The 16913-nt window shown below is 71.1% G+C and carries 17 protein-coding genes; 8 read left to right on the forward strand and 9 right to left on the reverse strand.

The genetic code is table 11. The annotated features are described in order from the left end of the window. The first annotated feature begins 77 nt into the window (after window positions 1-77). From A3CQ_RS0102320 to A3CQ_RS51135, 3 genes are all read left to right on the forward strand, one after another. Window positions 78-482: a hypothetical protein gene (locus tag A3CQ_RS0102320; RefSeq protein ID WP_020509298.1), complete on the forward strand. Its 405-nt coding sequence runs from the start codon at window positions 78-80 to the stop codon at window positions 480-482. 85 nt (window positions 483-567) lie between these two features. Beyond that, complete coding sequence (locus tag A3CQ_RS0102330; RefSeq protein ID WP_020509299.1) at window positions 568-1242, forward strand: DUF6766 family protein; 675 nt, start codon at window positions 568-570, stop codon at window positions 1240-1242. A gap of 40 nt (window positions 1243-1282) precedes the next feature. Continuing rightward, window positions 1283-2251, forward strand: coding sequence for a DNA topoisomerase IB (locus tag A3CQ_RS51135; protein ID WP_040431546.1), 969 nt, complete (start codon window positions 1283-1285; stop codon window positions 2249-2251). Between the two features lie 6 nt (window positions 2252-2257). Here the strand turns inward: A3CQ_RS51135 and A3CQ_RS0102340 are convergent, their stop codons facing one another. Genes A3CQ_RS0102340 through A3CQ_RS0102375 form a run of 8 tightly spaced genes read right to left on the reverse strand, consistent with a single transcriptional unit; the run spans window position 2258 to window position 9816 of the window. Further along, on the reverse strand, window positions 2258-2938 hold the full coding sequence (locus A3CQ_RS0102340; protein ID WP_020509301.1) for a hypothetical protein: 681 nt from the start codon (window positions 2936-2938) through the stop codon (window positions 2258-2260). A 55-nt stretch (window positions 2939-2993) separates the two neighbouring features. Continuing rightward, complete coding sequence (locus tag A3CQ_RS0102345; RefSeq protein ID WP_245576972.1) at window positions 2994-5024, reverse strand: DUF8189 domain-containing protein; 2031 nt, start codon at window positions 5022-5024, stop codon at window positions 2994-2996. Between the two features lie 2 nt (window positions 5025-5026). After that, entirely contained in the window at window positions 5027-5623 is a 597-nt protein-coding gene (locus tag A3CQ_RS0102350) for a bifunctional 4-hydroxy-2-oxoglutarate aldolase/2-dehydro-3-deoxy-phosphogluconate aldolase (RefSeq protein ID WP_020509303.1), read from the reverse strand. Continuing rightward, window positions 5620-6486 carry a sugar kinase gene (locus tag A3CQ_RS0102355; RefSeq protein WP_020509304.1) on the reverse strand — a complete coding sequence of 289 codons (867 nt, stop codon included), beginning with the start codon at window positions 6484-6486 and terminating at the stop codon, window positions 5620-5622. Before A3CQ_RS0102355 ends, A3CQ_RS0102350 begins: the two co-directional genes overlap by 4 nt. Beyond that, window positions 6483-7190, reverse strand: coding sequence for a hypothetical protein (locus tag A3CQ_RS0102360; protein WP_157295195.1), 708 nt, complete (start codon window positions 7188-7190; stop codon window positions 6483-6485). The genes A3CQ_RS0102355 and A3CQ_RS0102360 overlap by 4 nt, the downstream gene beginning before the upstream one ends. Window positions 7191-7192: 2 nt before the next feature. Beyond that, window positions 7193-8341: a galactonate dehydratase gene (gene dgoD, locus A3CQ_RS0102365; protein WP_020509306.1), complete on the reverse strand. Its 1149-nt coding sequence runs from the start codon at window positions 8339-8341 to the stop codon at window positions 7193-7195. Beyond that, window positions 8322-9041, reverse strand: a complete 720-nt coding sequence (locus A3CQ_RS0102370) for a FadR/GntR family transcriptional regulator (RefSeq protein ID WP_020509307.1) — start codon at window positions 9039-9041, stop codon at window positions 8322-8324. The genes dgoD and A3CQ_RS0102370 overlap by 20 nt, the downstream gene beginning before the upstream one ends. Window positions 9042-9069: 28 nt before the next feature. Next, window positions 9070-9816 carry an SDR family NAD(P)-dependent oxidoreductase gene (locus A3CQ_RS0102375; protein ID WP_026205205.1) on the reverse strand — a complete coding sequence of 249 codons (747 nt, stop codon included), beginning with the start codon at window positions 9814-9816 and terminating at the stop codon, window positions 9070-9072. A gap of 101 nt (window positions 9817-9917) precedes the next feature. Here A3CQ_RS0102375 and A3CQ_RS0102380 point away from each other — a divergent pair, with 101 nt between their 5' ends. The 5 genes from A3CQ_RS0102380 to A3CQ_RS0102400 are packed head-to-tail and all read left to right on the forward strand — an operon-like array spanning window position 9918 to window position 16213. Next, window positions 9918-11195, forward strand: coding sequence for an ABC transporter substrate-binding protein (locus tag A3CQ_RS0102380; protein WP_026205206.1), 1278 nt, complete (start codon window positions 9918-9920; stop codon window positions 11193-11195). Further along, a complete protein-coding gene (locus tag A3CQ_RS0102385) occupies window positions 11192-12097 on the forward strand; it encodes a carbohydrate ABC transporter permease (protein WP_020509310.1) in 906 nt (301 codons plus the stop codon). The genes A3CQ_RS0102380 and A3CQ_RS0102385 overlap by 4 nt, the downstream gene beginning before the upstream one ends. Then, entirely contained in the window at window positions 12094-12972 is an 879-nt protein-coding gene (locus A3CQ_RS0102390; protein WP_020509311.1) for a carbohydrate ABC transporter permease, read from the forward strand. Before A3CQ_RS0102385 ends, A3CQ_RS0102390 begins: the two co-directional genes overlap by 4 nt. Then, window positions 12969-14192: a cellulase-like family protein gene (locus tag A3CQ_RS0102395; RefSeq protein WP_020509312.1), complete on the forward strand. Its 1224-nt coding sequence runs from the start codon at window positions 12969-12971 to the stop codon at window positions 14190-14192. Before A3CQ_RS0102390 ends, A3CQ_RS0102395 begins: the two co-directional genes overlap by 4 nt. 2 nt (window positions 14193-14194) lie before the next feature. Next, a complete protein-coding gene (locus tag A3CQ_RS0102400) occupies window positions 14195-16213 on the forward strand; it encodes an alpha-galactosidase (protein ID WP_020509313.1) in 2019 nt (672 codons plus the stop codon). On the opposite strand, the gene A3CQ_RS0102405 is transcribed toward A3CQ_RS0102400, so the two are convergent. Beyond that, window positions 16206-16859: a response regulator gene (locus A3CQ_RS0102405; RefSeq protein ID WP_020509314.1), complete on the reverse strand. Its 654-nt coding sequence runs from the start codon at window positions 16857-16859 to the stop codon at window positions 16206-16208. The genes A3CQ_RS0102400 and A3CQ_RS0102405 overlap by 8 nt on opposite strands. Window positions 16860-16913: the final 54 nt, after the last annotated feature.

Here is a 16913-nt window from a genome sequence, read left to right on the forward strand (position 1 = left end):
TCCGGCGGTTACCCATCGACCGGCTCGGATAACCGATTCCGTGCATAACTGGCGCCCGGTCGGGGGAATCTTGGGCCGTGAACCGGTTCTCCCTGATCGTGGTGGTGCCGGCGGTGCTGCTCGCCGCCGCGGGCTGCGGCGACGGCGGTCGTCGCACGGCGGCCTCGAACACGGCCTCGGCGATGTTGCGCGCGGTGGCCGAAGGCGACGGCAGCGGCGCGTGTGCGCTGCTCGCCCCGGACACGGCCGACGCAGTGGCGCAGGCGCAGGAGACGAGCTGCGCCGAGGGGGTGCTCCGCGAGGATCTGCCGGCGCCGGGCGCGGAGCGGCACGCCGACGTGTACGGGCAGTGGGCACGAGTCCGGCTCGACGGCGACACGGTCTTCCTGGCCGTGTTCCCCGGCGGCTGGCGGGTCGTGGCGGCCGGCTGCCGCCCCGACGGGTCGGACCGTCCCTACGACTGCACATTGTCGGGGCGGTGAGGCGCGTGCGCTGGCTGTTGGTCGTGTTGCTGCTGGTGATCGGGGCCGGCCTGGGTTACGTGATCACGATCGGGGCGTTGCACCGATGACGCGCCGGCTGCGGGAGAACTCGCTCGGCCTGGTCTTCGGCGTGCTGTTCCTGCTGGCGCTGGCCGCGCAGGCCGTCGCCGGGCACGCCGACTTCAACCAGCAGCAGCTCACCGACGGCCTCGAGCCGATCTCGATGGGCCGCTACGTGACCTCGGCGAGTTTCGCGGTGGACGTCGCCGAGAACTGGCAATCGGAATATCTGCAGTTCTTTCTGTATATCTTTCTGACGGTCTGGTTGATCCAGCGCGGCTCCCCCGAGTCGAAACCGGTCGGCGAGCAGGGCCTCGAATCAGATCAAAAGCAAAAGGTCGGGCCGTACGCCGGCGACGACTCCCCGGCGTGGGCCCGTGCGCGCGGCGCCCGGCTGTGGTTGTTCAGCAACTCGCTCGGCCTGGTGATGGGCCTGATCTTCGTGCTGTCCTGGCTGGCCCAGTCGATCGCGGGGGTCGCCGCCTACAACGAGCGGCAGCTCAGCGACCTCGAGGAGCCGATCTCCTGGGGGCAGTACCTGGCCTCCCCGGACTTCTGGAACCGGACTCTGCAGAACTGGCAGTCCGAGCTGCTGGCGGTCGCCTCGATGGCGATCCTCTCGATCTACCTGCGTCAACGCGGCTCACCGCAGTCCAAGCCGGTCGGCGCCCCGCACACCGCCACCGGCATCGAGGGCTGAAACCCGTTTGCCGTCGTCGATCGGCGGGCATCCGCCCGCTGTGCGCTTGCTACGCAGCAAACTCTCCCGGCCCGGCCTGTCGCGCCGCCGGGCGGGGCGCGGCTTCACCTACCTGGACGCCGACGGTTCCCGGATCACCGACGCCGAGACGCTCGACCGGGTCAAGGGCCTGGTCATCCCGCCGGCCTGGGAGCAGGTGTGGATCTCGCCGGAGCCGCGCGGGCACATCCAGGCCACGGGCGTCGACGCGGCCGGCCGCACGCAGTACCTCTACCACCCCGAGTGGCGCGCCGCCCGGGACGCGACGAAGTTCGACCACGTGCGGGAGGTGGCCGGCCGCCTGCCCCGCGTCCGGCGGCGGCTGCGCGCCGATCTCACCGCGGGCGGCGGCCTGACCCGCGAGCGCGTTCTCGCCGCCCTGGTCCGCCTGCTCGACCTGGGCATGTTCCGGGTCGGCAGCGGCGAGTACGCCGACCGCGACGACGATCCATCGTATGGTCTGACCACGCTGCGGCCCGATCACGTGAGCGCCCGCGGCGGCCGCACGCTGTTGCGCTTCCCCGGGAAGTCCGGCGTGGAGCACACCGGCACCGTGCGGGACCGGGAGGTCCAGGCCGTGCTCGCCGACCTCAAGCGGCGCCGCCGCGACGAGGAGCGGCTCTTCGCGTACTGGGACCGGGCAGGACGGCGCTGGCGGGAGGTCGACGCCGCCGCGGTCAACGAGTATCTCGGCCGGATCAGCGGCGGGCGGATGACCGCCAAGGACTTCCGCACCTGGCACGGCACCGTCAAGGCCGCCACCGAGCTGGCCCGGATCGGCCCGGAACAAACCGTGACCAAGCGCCGGAGGGCGGTCGCCCACGCCATGCGGGAGGTCGCGGACCTGCTCGGCAACACCCCGGCCGTGGCGCGCGCCTCGTACGTGGATCCCCGGGTGATCGACCGCTACGAGCACGGCGAAACCATCGAACGCGAGACCGAGCAGGCGGTACGCAACCTGCTGGGGTGAGCCCGCTCAGGGCTTGCGCGGCGTGTAGGCGACCTTGAAGAACCCGCGGATCGGGCGGCCGAGGCCGAGGTTGTGCTCGAAGGTGACCGGCTTGGCCGGGGCGTTCGTGTCCAGCCGGATGGCGATGTCGTCGCGGCGGCCGCGGTTGGGGTCGTAGACGTCGACGGTCAGCCGGCTGCCGTCCACCCGGTAGCCGTACGCCAGCACCTGGTGGTTGAAGGCCAAGTCCTTCGGGTTGCGCGAGGCCACGGTCACGACGCCGAGCGGCACCGGCAGGCCGCGGTCGAGGTCCTTCTTGATCTGCGGCCACTGCACGCGGACCGTGCGCCAGCCGAGGCCGCGCTCGGCCACGACCTGACGGCCGAAGAGCTTGATGACGTGGTCGCCGTCGGGAAGGCTCATCCACTGGTAGTACTGCGCGACGCCGGCCGGGACGTGCCAGGACTCGATCAGGCGGCAGACGATGAACTTGTAGAACGGGTCGCCGGCCGGCGGGCGGTCGGCCGCGGGCTCCCGCTCGGCGAGCCAGTAGTCGAGGGCGGCGAAGACCATGCCGCCGCAGAGGCCGCCCCCGGCGTTCCCGATCCCGATGTCGCCGAACGGGGTGGGCAGAACGACCGCGGGCTGCTGGGGCCACGCGTTGGTGAACGCGAAGCCGTGCTTCGAGGGCAGGAAGCCGTCCGCCATCCCGTCACGCTAGACCGGGCGCCCCCACCGGCGGGAGCGCCCGGTCGGCAAGCCGTCAGAGCGACGTGCGGTGGATCCGCCCGTCGACGCCGCGGAGCACGACCACGGCCGAGCCGTCGGGACCGGGCGAAGCGCCGATCGCGCCCTGGATCTCGTCGGTGGCGAACTCGCCGCGCTGGAACCAGCCGCCCCACGCGCCGTCGACGAAGTTGCGCTGCCACAGCCGATTGTCGGCGGCGACCGCGAACAGGTAGATGCGGCCGGTGGTGCCGAGCAGCGTCGGGCTGCCGTTCAGCGTGCCGCCCAGGTTCTGCCACTCCGACCAGGCGCCGCCCGAGAGGACCCGCTCCCAGATCTCGTCGGTGCGGTACCGCACGGTGACGTGGATCGCGCCGGAGCCGTCGACCGCCGCGCTGGGCCGGCCCTGCACGCCGCGGCCGTTCGGCCCGCTGATGCCGGTCCATCCGGTGTGCGGGCCTCGGGTGACGATCAGCCCGTCGAAGCCGCGAGCGAAGACGGTCCAGTCGGAGGGTCCGGTGAAGGCGACGGCCGGGGCGTCGGCGACCTTGCCGCCGAGGTCGGACCACGAACCCCAGCGGTCACCCGTCAGCGTGCGGTGCCAGACCCGGTTGTCGGTGCCGCGGGCGAAGACGTCGATCCGGCCGTCGGCCGGCGCGTACGCCGCCGGTTGCCCCTGAATCCGCAGGCCCAGGCTGTGCCAGACGCCGTCCACGTTCTCCCGGAGCGTGCCGTCCGGGCCGCGGGCGAAGACCCGCCCACCGGCCGCCGCGGGCGGGTCCGAGGCCGGCCCGAGGTCGGTGCCGACCACGTCGTCGGTGCCGGTGAGGCCGAGCATCGCGACGCCGTGCGCCGGAAACGTGGCCGTGTAGGAGCCCTGGAACGTACCGGCGTCGGCTCGCGCCCACAGGTCGCGCACGCGCACGTCGCCGCCGAGCGCCACACTGTCGAACGAAACCGTGATCTGCTGCGCGGTGTCACCCCGGTTGAGCAGCGCCACCGCGCGACGACCCGAGCCCGCGAGCGGCTTGCTCCACACCTGCGTGGTGCCGGACGGGTCGGCCACCTTGACGCCCTGCTTCACCAGCGGGTCCTGGTCGACCGCGACGATCTCCGGATTGCGCAGCGCCGCGATCATCGAGGCCGGTAGCGTGCGCGGGTCCGACCCCAGCACGAGCGGCGCGGCCATCATCGACCACATCGCCAGCTGCGACTTCGACTCCTCGAACGTGAGCTCGGTGCCGCCTCCGGGCAGCGGCCGCATCGGCAGCAGATAGTCCGGGTCGCTGAAATGCCCCGGCTTCGTGGCGGAGGGGTGGTACGCGTTGACATCCATGTTGCGCAGCACCCACAGCCACTGCCATTGCGGCTGCGGGTCGAGCACCCCCACGTCGGTGTAGGTGCGCCAGGACGTCGCAATCGAGGGGGCGTACGTGTAGCTCCAGGTCGACAGGGCCTCCGGCGGATAGGGCCCGCCACCCCAGTCGCTGCTCACCGGGTTGCAGATGTTCAGGAACATCGGCCGCGGCGCATGATCAACTTCAAAGGCGAGCTGCCGGTACGCCGTTTCCGGGTCCAATCCGGACACTCGGCCGCACAGCCAGTCCGCCTTGAGCGCGTCGAAACCCCAGCGGGCGAACTGGCGTACGTCGTCGCGGTAGTGCCCGTAGCTGCCGAGTCCGCAGTTGCCCTCGAGGTAGGGCCCGGCGTCGGTGTAGATGCCCGCCTGGAATCCGCGGGCGTGCAGGTAGCGGGTCAGCGCCGCCATCCCGGACGGGAACCGGGCCGGGTCGGCGACCAGCTCGCCGGCGGCGTTGCGGGGCGTGGGCGCGGCCCAGTTCCCGTCGATCCAGACGATCCGGTAGCCGGCGTCGCGCAGCCCGTCGCGGGCCATCGTGTCGGCGATCGTCTTGATCTCGGCCTCGGTCGGGTCGCCGCCGAGTCCGTAGTAGGTGTTCCAGCCCATGTAGGGCGTCGTGGGGGCCGCGGGCGCCGCCGACGCGGCCGTGGGTGCGGCGATCAGGGGGATGAGGAGCAGGGAGAGAGCAGCGGCACGGAGGAAGCGCACGGTCACCTCTCTTGCAGAAGCAGAGCGATCTGGTCGCGCTGACCGGGATCGGCCAGCGCCGCACCGAGCGCGACCACGCGCGCGCCGGCGGAGAGATAGGCGGGCGCGCCGGCCACGGTGAGCCCACCGGTGGCGACGAACCGCGCGTCGGGGAACGGCCCGAGCAGCCCGGAGATCCAGGCCGGTCCGAGCGCCGCCGCCGGGAACGCCTTGAGCCAGCGGCATCCGGCCAGCCACGCCCGCTGCACCTCGGTCGCAGTGCCCACGCCCGGCAGGTGCGGCATTCCGGCGGCCAGGCTCGCGGCGAGCACGCCGAGGTCGAGGCCGGGCGCCACGGTGTACTGCGCCCCGGCGTCAGCGGCGGCGCGCACCTGCTCGGGGGTGATCACGGTGCCGGCGCCGACCCGCAGGCCTCGCTCGCTCGCGGCGTCGACGGCAGCCCGCAACGACGGGATCTGTGACGGGTGGCCGATCGGGATCTCGAGCACGGTGACCCCCGCGTCCCACAGCCGTTCGGCAACGGAGACGGTCTCGGACGGCGGCAGTCCGCGCAGGATCGCCATGACCGTCGTGCCGCCGAGGATGTCGTCGAAATTCATGAAATATCCTCCGTGAGCAGGGCAACGTCGCCCGTCACCCGCAGCGCGGCGCCGGCCAGGCGATGCCCAAGACCGAGGCGGTCCGCTTCCGGCAGGCGTCGCATCAGCCCGGCGAGATAGCCCGAGGCGTACGCGTCCCCCGCGCCGACCGGCTCGACGACCGCAATCGTCGGCGCCGCGCCGAAGTCGATGCCGCCCGGGTGGAACGAGGTCGCCCCGACCGCGCCGTCCTTGACCACGAGCACCTCGGGCGCGGGCAGCAGATCGCGCACCTCGGCCGGGTTCGATACACCCCAGAGAAGGCGCGCCTCGTCGAGCCCGACGAAGACGATGGCGGCCCGGCCGGCAAGCTCGCGCAGCACCGGCGCGGCGGTCGCGACCGGCCACAGCCCGGGCCGGTAGTTGACGTCGAAGCTGCACCGGCGCGACGCGAGCAGCCGGTCGACCAGCCGCGCGCACGAGTCGGACAGCGCCGGGGTGATGCCGCTGAGATGGGTGATCTCTCCGTCCGGGACCGGGGTGTCCGGGCCGAGCCGCGACGCCGCCGATCCCGCGCGGTAGTAGTGGACGCTCGTCGTGAGACCCGGGTTCTTGAAGAACACCCCGGTCGGCGCGCTCTTGTCGACCTCGCAGAGCACCTCGACGCCGTACGAGGCGATCCGACTGCGCAGCAGCTCGCCGAGCGGATCGTCGCCGACCCGGCTCACCCAGGCCGCGTGCACGCCGAGTTGGGCGAGGTAACAGGCCACAGTGGACTCCGCGCCCGCGACGTCGAGCCGCATGCGCCCGCCCTGCGACAGCGGCGCCGGCGGGTCGGGCGTCACGAGCGCCATCGACTCCCCCACGCAGACGACGTCGATCATGCGGCGCTCACCCGCAGACGCCACTCGCAGACGCCACCCGGGGGCACGACCGCGGCATCGCCGGGCCCGGCGTCGGCGAGGTCGAAGACGCGGCCCAGCATGGGCTCGACGCCGATACTGCGGTATGGATTGACCTCGGGCCAGCCGCATAGGTTGCGCCATAGCGCCGTGGAGACCGGCTGGCCGGGCGCCTCGAGCGTGAACGTGAGCCGTTCGCCGTCGCTGACGGTCACGGTGGGGCAGTCGACCAGGATCGCGCCGACCGCCGTGCCGTCGTCGGGACCGAGCGCCGCGAGGGGGGTCGGCCACTTCTCGACCGCTCCCCCGTCGATGCGGGTCTCGGTCCCGGCCGGCGCCTCCAGCACAGCGTCTTCCGACACGTCGAGCAACGCGTGCGCGGCCCAGATGAACCGGTAGCCGGGCTCCGCCTCCAGCCGGTACGCCACGCTGCCGGCCGAGATCGCCCGCCACAGCTGGAAGTCGCCGCAGTTCACATAGCCCCCGTCCCACGGGCGAGACCACGCGGCGCCATGGTCCGGGCGGCCGCGGACTGTGGGAACGCACTCCTCCAGGCCACCTGCGTCGACAAAGGAGTCGCCGGGGCGTACGGAAAAACGGGTTTGATCTTGATGGTGCCAGAGCCACTCCCGGCCGGCGGCGTGCAGCGACGTCCAGCGGCCGCCGTGCTCCGGGTCGACGGTCACGGTCACCATTCCGCGAACGACCCGTCGTCGTGGCGCCAGACCGGGTTGCGCCAGGTGTGCCCGGACGCGTCGGCCCGCCGGACGGCCTTCTCGTCGACGGTGATGCCGAGGCCGGGTGCGTCGAAGCGGGCGATGTGCCCGTCGACGATCCGCAGCGGCGCCGGGTCGGTCACGTAGTCGAGCAGGTCGGCCGAGCCACGGTGGTAGTGGATGCCCATGCTCTGTTCCTGGATCAGGAAGTTGGGCGTGGCGAACGCGACCTGCAGGCTGGCGGCGAGCGCGATCGGCCCTAGTGGACAGTGCGGCGCGAACAGGGCGCCGTAGGTCTCGGCGAGCGCGGCGATCCGGCGTACCTCGGAGATGCCGCCGGCGTGCGAGAGGTCGGGCTGCACCACGCTGACACCGGCCTGCAGAGCCGGCAGGAACCCGGCCCGGTCGTAGAGGCGCTCCCCGGTCGCGACCGGGATCGGGGCGCAGCGCACCAGATCGGCGAGCAGGTGGGTCTGCTCGGGCACCAGCGGCTCCTCGACCAGCAGGGGACGCAGCGGCGCGACGGCGGGCAGAATCATCCGTGCGGCCGGAAGGCTGGCCCGCCCGTGCAGGTCGATCGCCACATCGCGGTCGTCGCCGAGGGCGGCGCGGGCCGCGGCGACCCGAGCGACGATGCCGTTGACCTCGGCGAGCGTGGGCACCGGGGAGAGGCGGCCGCTGGCGTTCATCTTGACGGCGGTCATGCCCGCCTCGACGTGCGCGGCAACCCCCTCGGCGATCTCGGACGGCTCGTCGCCGCCGACCCAGGCGTAGACCCGGGCGCGGTCGCGGACCGGCCCGCCGAGCAGGGCGTGCACCGGCGCCCCGTACGCCTGGCCGGCGATGTCCCACAGCGCCTGGTCGAGCCCGGCCACGGCGCTGGAGAGCACCGGGCCGCCGCGGTAGAAGCCGCCCTTGGTGAGCACCTGCCAGTGGTGCTCGATGCGCAGCGGGTCCTCGCCGATCAGGTAGTCGGCGAGCACGTCGACGGCGGCGCGGACGACCTCGGCCCGGCCCTCCACGACCGGCTCGCCCCAGCCGATCAGGCCCTCGTCGGTCTCCACGCGGCAGAACAGCCAGCGCGGCGGAACCAGGAAGGTCTCAATCCTGGCGATTTTCATGCTGCGTCCTTTCCAGCCGGGCCACGTCCTCGATGGCCTGGTCGAGCAGCTTGCCCATGGCCCGGGCGGCCTGGGTGGGGTTGCGTCGGCGGATCGCCTCGACCACGGCTTTGTGGCTGGGCACCGGATCGTTGGGTCCCGCGGCGCCGTGCACCATGCGGTCGCGTTCGGCCAGGCCGGTCTCGATGACCACCTCCATGCGCTGGACGAGTTCGTTGTGGGTGGCGGCGAGCAGAGCGCGGTGGAAGGCGAGGTCGGCGGCGACCGCGGCCGACGCGTCGTCGCCGGCCGCGGCCATGTCGCGAAGCGCGGCGTCCAGCGCGGCGAGGTCGTCGTCGGTGGCCCGCGCGGCGGCGAGGCTGGCCGCGCCGGGCTCGACGATCGCGCGCAGCTCGTGCAGGTCGTCGAAGAGACCGGGGCGCTGCGAACGGGCGAACTGCCAGCGCAGCACGTCGGGGTCGAGCAGGCTCCAGGCCGCGCGGGGCCGCACGAAGGTGCCGCGCTTGGGCCGGGCGTCGACCATGCCCTTGGCCGCGAGCACCCGCAGCGCCTCGCGCAGCACGGTCAGGCTCACGTCGAACTCGGACTGCAGCGCGATCAGGTCGAGGGTGTGCCCCTCGGGAAGCTGGCCGGTGAGGATCCGCTGAGCGAGGACCTCGACCGTCTGACCGTGCACGCCACGAGCCGCGAACTGCTGCATCCCGGTTTCTCTCTCTTCTGTCGGTCGTTCATGCCGAGGACTTCACGGCCGTCCAGCCGCCGTCGACCACCAGGCTCGCGCCGGTCACGAACGACGCCTCGGGGGAGGCCAGGAACGCCACCGCGGCGGCCACCTCGGCGGGGGTGCCGAAGCGGCCGGCCACGGTCTCGGCGATGCTGCGGGCCCGGTCCTCTTCGGACACCCGATCCCACGCGGCCGTCATGATCGGGCCGGGCAGGACGGTGTTCACCCGCAGCGCCGGACCGTACTCGACGGCGAGTTGCCGGGCCAGGGCCACGAGGCCACCCTTCGCCGCCGCATAGGCGGGATGCCCGGGCAGACCGACCAGGGCGTGCACCGAGGACACGACGACGACGCTTCCGTCGCTCTTTTGAAGATCAGGCAGAAGCGCGCGTACGCCGAGGAACGTGCCGGTGAGGTTCACGGCGATCTGCCGTTCCCAGGAGGCCGGCGTCATCTCACCGGCGGGGGTCACGTCGACCGTGTAGGCGTTGCTGACGAGCACGCTGACCGGGCCCTCGTCACGCGCCGTAGCGGCGATCGCGGCCCAGCCCTCCTCGCTCGAGACGTCGGCCAGCACGGGTCTCGCGCGGCCCGCGGCGGCCTCTATGCGCTTGGTCGTCTCGTCGCTCGCACGCACGTCGGCGAGCACCACCACGGCACCCTCGGCTGCCAGCCGCTCGGCGGTCGCGGCCCCGATGCCCGAAGCGGCTCCCGTCACCACGGCCACGCGACCAGCGAAGCGACGCTCCACGCTCTCACCCTTCGCCGCAACTCTTCATTAATTACGAAGATATGTTGACAGGCCTTCAACGGTGATGCAACCTCTTGGAAACACGAATCAGGAGGCTCAGCATGACTACCGCTCCACTAAGTCGCCGCGGGTTCCTCGCCGGGCTCGGCGGTCTCGGTGTGGCCGGCATCCTCGGCGCTTGTGCTACGGGGAGTGACGACACCTCCGGCACCGCCTCCTCAACCCTGACCCTTCAGTCGTCGCTCTCCGACGCTGACCCCAAGGCCGCGCTCACCAAGGTGGTCGAGGGCTATACCAAAAACAAAGTCACCCTCAACACGATCGCGATCGAGACGTTCCGGGCGCAGCTGCCGACGTACCTGAACTCGGGCAACCCGCCGGACGTGCTGACCTGGTACGCGGGCTCGGTGGCCCGCGACTACGCGAGCAAGGGCTTCCTGCTCGACGTCTCCGACCTGTGGACGGGCAGCGGGCCGTGCGCCGGCTTCTCCCCCGCCCTCAAGGAGCTGTCCACCGCGGACGGCAAGCAGATCTTCGTGCCGACCAACTACTACTGGTGGGGCGTCTTCTACCGGAAGTCCGCGTTCCAGGAGTGGGGCGTGCAGGTGCCGACGACCTGGGACGAGTTCATCCAGGTCTGCAAGACGATCAAGAGCAAGGGCGTGGCGCCGATCAGCATGGGCACCGGCTCCACCCCGTGGGTCGCCTCCGGCTGGTTCGACTACCTCGACCTGCGCATCAACGGCGCCGAGTTCCACCGCGACCTGCTGGCCGGCAAGCACCCGTTCGACGGCCCCGAGGTCAAGGCGGTCATGGACCACTACCGCCAGCTGGTCGAGTACATCGACCCCAAGGGCCGGTCGTACTCCTGGCAGGACGCGGTCACCCCGCTGAACTCCAAGAAGGCCGGCATGTACCTGATCGGCGCCTTCATCACCTCGGCGGTGCCCGCGGACGGCGTCGACGACCTCGACTTCTTCCGAGTGCCGATCATCGACCCGAGCGTGCCGGTGGCCGAGGAGGCGCCGACCGACGGCTACTTCGCCAGCGCGAAGTCGAAGAACGTGTCCGGCGCGAAGGACCTGCTCGCCTACCTGGCCGCCCCGCAGTCCCAGCAGCAGTTCATCCAGCTGTCCAAGTCGTCCAACCTGCCGACCTCGCAGCAGGTCGACACCAGCACGTTCTCCCCGCTGGTGCAGAAGGGCATCAAGCTGCTGAACGACAGCAAGGCGATCACCCAGTTCTTCAACCGGGACTCCAGCGACGAGCTGCAGACGACCGCCGACACCGCGCTGACCAAGTTCCTCGACCGCCCTGGCGACGTCAACAAGATCCTCACCGAGTGGCAGGCGAACGCCAAGAAGGTCTTCGGGCAGTGACCACCGTCGCGGCACCCAGGGGACGGCGCGATCGCCAGCGCGCCGTCCCCGCCGTGGTCTGGCTGTTCCTGCTGATCCCGGCGCTTGTCGAGATCGGCATGGTCTTCTGGCCCGCGCTCAACAGCTTCTACCTGTCGCTCACGAAGTGGAACGGGCTGGGAGCGGCCCAGCCGGTGGGCCTCGACAACTTCCGCGACCTGTTCTCGGACGACGTCTTCCGCGGGGCGCTGAAGAACAACGTCATCTGGGCGATCGGCTTCGGCGGGTTGTCGGTGCTGGGCGGGCTCGGGCTGGCGCTGGCGCTCAACAAGCCCCGTCGCGGCGTCGGTCTCTACCGCAGCGCGATCTACCTGCCGATGGTGTTCTCGCTGGCGGTGACCGGCCTGTTCTGGCGGGTGCAGTACCAACCCGACGGGACCATCAACACGCTGCTCGGCGCGGTCGGGCTCTCCGGCCTCGAGAAGCAGTGGCTCGCCGATCCCGACACGGCGCTCTACGCGGTCCTCGTCGCCGCGGTGTGGCGGCAGGTCGGGTACGTGATGGTGCTCTACCTGGCCGGTCTCAAGAGCACCGACCCCACACTCGACGACGCCTCGGCGGTGGACGGCGCCGGCGCCTGGCAGCGCTTCCGGTACGTCACCTGGCCGCAGCTGAAGGGAGTGAACACCGTGGTCTTCGCGGTCACGGTGATCGACTCGCTGCGTACCTTCGACATCGTCTGGGCGATGACGCAGGGCGGGCCGTACCACTCGTCGGAGCTGCTCAGCACGTACATGTTCCAGCAGGGCTTCACGTTCCTGAACCTCGGCTACGCGTCCGCGATCGCCGTGGTGATCTTCGCGCTGGCCCTGGTCTTCATCATCACGTACCTGATCCGGGCCACAAAGGAGGAGGCGTCGTGACGGCTGCGACCCTGACTCGGCCGGCATCCGAGCAGACGGCGGAGACCCCGGCGAACCGGAAGCGACGCCGCTGGGTCTTCCACGCGGTGATGGCGCCGCTCACCCTGCTCTGGGTGGCGCCGATGATCTTCGTGCTGGTGCTGGCGTTCCGCTCGTTCGACGACATCGCCCAGAACGGCACCGCGGCCTGGCCGTCGTCGTTCACGTTCCAGGGCTTCAAGACGGCGCTCGGCACCGGGGCGATGGGCCGGGCGTTGTGGATCAGCATCCAGGTGACGGTTCCGGCCGTGCTGCTCAGCCTGCTGCTGGCGTCCTGGGCCGCGTACGCGCTGAGTCGTTATGCGGTGCCCGGACGGCGGATCATCCTGCTCACCATGCTGGCCGGCAACCTGCTGCCGCCGCAGATCCTGCTGATCCCGGTGTCGCGGGTGATGGAGTCGCTGGGCATCTACGACACGCTGGTGGCGCTGGTCGCCATCCACGTCGGCTTCGGGCTCGGCTTCTACACGTTCGTGCTGCACGGCTTCATGCGGTCGATCCCGTCCGAGCTGACCGAGGCGGCCCGCATCGACGGGGCCGGGCCGGTGCAGATCTACGCGCGGATCATCATGCCGCTGTGCCGGCCGTCGCTCGCGGCGCTCGGCGCCCTCGCCACCACCTGGATCTTCAACGACCTGATCTGGGCGATCACCGTGCTGCGCACCGAGGCGAAGCTGCCGGTCACCGCCGCGCTGCTGAACCTGCAGGGTGGTTATGTGAGCAACTGGAACGTCGTGGCCGCCGCGTCGGTGGTCGCCGCCATTCCCACCGCGATCGTCTTCTTCGCCTTCCAGCGGCACTTCGTGTCGGGTCTGCTGATGGGATCCACGAAATGACCCCGATGACCATCACGCTCTGGGACTTCACCTGGTACACCCGGACCGGCCCGGGCCAGCCCTTCGAAGACCTCGACTCCGCCTTCCGGCAGGCGGTGGATCGCGGATATGACACCGTACGCGTTTGCGCGATGCCCTACCTGCTCTTCGGATCGGGGCTGGACACCTCCGCGCTGCGCTTCTCGGGACTCGGCGGTTCTTACGGCCAGCGGACGCGGTGGTACGACGTCCCTTCCGGCCCGCCTGTCGATGGCCGCGCCTGGCTCATCGAGCTGTTCCGGGCGGCCGACCGGCACGGCTGCCGGGTGATCGTTTCAAGCTGGGAGTATCAGCAGAGCCCGTCCTTCTCGGTCGACGACGCCTGGCACCGCGCCCTGCAAGGGGTGCCGCGCGATTCCCGCACGGTCGCGCTGGCCGACGCGCACGCCGATCTGATCGACCTGCTTCTCTCGGAAGGCCTTGCGCACACGGTCGCGTTCGTCGAGCTGCACAACGAGGTTCAATTCAGCGGGCTGCACCACGGCGAGGGCATCGTCGGGCTGCGGCCGTCGATGGAGCGCGGCATCGACCGCTTCAAGCAGCGCCACCCGTCGGTTCCGGTGACCGTCAACTACGCGCGCGTGCCGGTCGGCGAGATGCGCGGCATGCCCCGCAACGCGGACGTCGCGGTCTTCCATCCGTACGTCTACGGCGTGCTCGACCAGCTCGTGACGGAGTTCGCGCTGCGCGACCCGTCGCGGCCCTATCCGCAGGAGCGGGCGTTCGCCGAGCTGCTGCGCGACGGCGCGCCCAAGCTGGAGGACTGGTTCCCGCCGGCGAGCTGGAAGACCGAGGCGACCGTGGTGCCGCACCGGGAGATCTACACCCACGACTGGTGCGACCCCGATAAGTGGGATCGCTGGCTGTACGACCGCTACGGCTCGCACCGCCGGGCCATGCGGCAGACTCTGGACACCTGGCTGGACGTGGCCGCGGACTACGCGTTGTCGCGGGACATCCCGCTGGTGTTCGGCGAGGGCTGGGTCGGCTACACGCCGTTGCACGCTTCGTTCGAGGAGGGGCCGGTCGGCGCGGAGATCTGCGAGCACGCCGTACGCCGGTCGCGCGAGCTCGGCGCCTGGGGCACGCTCGTCTGCTCGAACGCGGCCCCGCACCATCCGATGTGGAACGACGTGGCGCTGCAGCGCCGGCTGAACGACGAGTTCCGGGAGAACCGCTGAGCATGTGGACCCTCAGGGGCGTCAACACCGAGTACACCGTCGCGGCGCGTGGCGACCGCATCGACCTTGTCGCGTGGGGGCCGCACGGGGTCTCCGACGGCCCGTCGCCGTTCGACTTTTCGGGCAAGGTGCAGTACATGCTGCCCGGGGATGTCGCCGCCGTCGAGTACGCTGCCGACGGCCAGCGCCCCTTTCTCGGGGCGGATCTGGCCGTGGCCGGCTCGGTGCTGACGCTTGCCCTCGCCGATGTCGCGTTCCTCCCCGACGACGGGCTGCGGGCCCGATTCTCCGACCCGCTCACCGGGCTCGTTGTGACGCTGCGCTGGCGTTTCGCGCCGGGGACCGATGTCATCGAGCGCTGGGCCGTTGTCGAGAACAGCGGGGACGCGCCCGTGGCTTTGAGCCGGCTCGGGTCGGCCGGCTTCTCGGTGCCGACCCCGTCGGGCGCGACGCTGTCCTACCTATGGGGACAGTGGGCGCAGGAGTTCACGCCGGCCTCCGTGCGGCTGGCCCGGGGGCGCTTCGAGATCGGCAGCGCGCAGGGTGTTACGGGGCATCAGTTCTCGCCCTGTCTCGCGGTCGAGAACGGCGATGCCGCGTACGGGATCCAGCTGGCCTGGACGGGATCGTGGCAGATCACCGCCGATCTTGACGTGGCCGGGCTGACCCGGGTGCGGGCGGGCCGACAGCTCGCCGAGGGGCCTGTGACGGTGGCGCCCGGCGAATCGGTGACCACACCGGTCGCGGCCGGGGTCTACAGCGCCGAGGGGCTCGGCGGGCTGGCCCGGGAGTGGCACGCCTATGAGCGGCATCTCGCCGGCCCGCGGCTGGAACGTACCCGGAAGGTCATCTACAACTCGTGGGAGGCGACCGCCTTCGACGTGACGGCCTCCGGGCAACTGGCGCTCGCCGACGTGGCCGCGTCGCTGGGGGTGGAGACGTTCGTCGTGGACGACGGGTGGTTCGTGGGGCGGCACGACGACCACGGTGGGCTCGGCGACTGGACGCCGGACCCGGCCAAGTTTCCCGACGGCTTCGGGGCGTTCGTCGACGCGGTGCGGGCCAAGGGGCTCGACTTCGGTCTCTGGGTCGAGCCGGAGATGGTCAATCCGAAGTCGGCCCTCTATGCCGCCCACCCCTCGTGGGTCTACCAATCGGACGGGCGCCCCCGCACGACGATCCGCAACCAGTACCTCCTGAACCTCGGCCGGGACGACGTGTACGAATTTGTGCGCGAGACCCTCGACGCTTTGCTCTCGACGTACGCCATCTCGTATTTGAAGTGGGATTTCAACCGGCCACGCACCGAGGCGGCGCGCAACGCGTCCGATGTGGATGGTGCGCACGTGCGGAACCTGTACCGGATCCTGGACCACCTGCGGGTGGCTCATCCGGACGTGACCGTGGAGGGCTGCGCGGCCGGTGGGGCGCGGGTCGACCTGGCGATGGCGGCCCGCACCGACGTGCTGTGGCCGAGCGACAACACGGCGCCGCTCGACCGGCTGCGCATCCAGGACGGGTTTCTGTCGGCACACGCGCCGCACCTGATGAGCTCGTGGGTGACCGACGCCGAGGGGATGTTCGACGAGCGGCCGCGATCGCTGGCGTTCCGGTTCGTGCTGGCCTGCGCCGGGGTGTTGGGGATCGGCGCGGACATCACCCGCTGGTCGCCCGCTTCGCTCTCCGAGGCGGCTTCATGGGTGGCTCGCTACAAGGATGTGCGGGAGGTGATCCAGCGCGGCGTGGTGCATCGGATCGGCGGGCCTTCTGAGCGCCGGTGCGCCGTGCAGTACACGCTCGGCGACCGGGTGGTGGTGCTGGCCTGGAACGCGGGTGGGCTGGACGGGCTCGACCGGGTGCCGGCGCGGGACATCCGGCTGCCTCTGCGCGGCCTCGACCCTCGTGCTCGTTACCGGCACGGCACGCAGGTTTACTCGGGCAGCCACCTCATGGCGGTCGGCCTGCCGGTGCGGTGGACGGCGACCCATGACGCCGACCTGATCGAGCTCGCCCTCATCTGACCACGCCGTTGCGGTAGGCGAAGACGACGGCCTGGACCCGGGTGCGGAGGCCCAGTTTCATGAGCACGCGGGAGAGGTGGGTCTTGACGGTGGCCTCGCCCAGGTAGATGCGGGCGGCGATCTCGGCATTGGTCAGTCCCTCGGCGAGCAGGCGCAGGACGTCCCGTTCGCGCGGGGTGAGGCGGGCGAGGGCCTGGCGGTCGGCCTCGGAGGCGGCGGGGTCGGGGTGGCCGGCGAAGGAGGCGATCACGCGCAGGGTGACGGCCGGGTCGAGCAGGCCCTTCCCCGCGGCGACCGTCCGCACCGCGTCGATGAGCTGCTCCGGGGGCGCGACCTTGAGCAGGAAGCCGCTCACCCCGGCGCGCAGGGCGGCCGCGACGTACTCGTCCTCGTCGAAGGTGGTCAGCACGATCACCTTGCTGTCGGGGTGCTCGGCGCAGATCTGGGCGGCCGCGGTCAGACCATCTATCCGTGCCATCCGTACATCCATCAGAACAACGTCGGGCTTGAGGCGGGCCACCAGGTCGGCGGCCTGGTCGCCGTCGGAGGCCTCGCCCACCACCTCGATGTCGTCCTCGCCGCTGAGCACCATGCGCAGGCCGACCCGGATCATCGCCTCGTCGTCGACCAGAGCCACGCGGATCATGCGGTCCGTCCCATCGGCAGGCGGGTCATACGGTTAGTCCCATCCGCTCGCGGG

Origin of the sequence: Paractinoplanes globisporus DSM 43857 (genome assembly GCF_000379645.1) — a bacterium.
In the GTDB taxonomy this organism is placed as follows: Bacteria; Actinomycetota; Actinomycetes; order Mycobacteriales; family Micromonosporaceae; genus Actinoplanes; species Actinoplanes globisporus.